At 38.3% G+C, this 459-nt stretch carries 1 tRNA gene; it reads right to left on the bottom strand.

What is annotated here, in order from left to right:
- Positions 1-230: 230 nt before the first annotated feature.
- Positions 231-307 (bottom strand) — tRNA-Ile (locus H4J70_RS20250).
- Positions 308-459 lie beyond the last annotated feature (152 nt).

The raw sequence follows: 459 nt of genomic DNA, 5'->3' as shown, positions 1-459 counted from the left end.
TGTGCAAATCACAGCGCGACACCGTTCATTGCTTTATAAATATCTTATTTATATCAGCTTTCCAGATTGTTAAAGAACTCATTCTTAACGCGCATTCGGTTAAAAACGTGGTTTAAAAAACCAAATTAATATTCACTCACAAAACACTGAAAAACATTCAGTATGACGAAAGTAAACCTTAATTTGGTCTTTTCTTTAATGAAGAAGATTAATCAATTCAGTGTATGAATTGGTAGGTCTGGGCAGACTTGAACTGCCGACCTCACCCTTATCAGGGGTGCGCTCTAACCAGCTGAGCTACAGACCTATCTTATTAGCAAGCCCAAGGGCTTTCTTCTTCTAATTTGTTATCATGTAATTTGTGTAGACACTCGTGAAACCGAAGCTTCCATTAAACTGTTTTTACTTCAAGATAAGGAGGTGATCCAACCCCAGGTTCCCCTAGGGTTACCTTGTTAC

The sequence above is a fragment of the Colwellia sp. BRX8-9 genome (genome assembly GCF_014077245.1).
Lineage (GTDB): Bacteria > Pseudomonadota > Gammaproteobacteria > Enterobacterales > Alteromonadaceae > Colwellia_A.
Note: the sequence above shows the minus strand (reverse complement) of the source record. Positions and strands in the feature narration are given on the sequence as shown.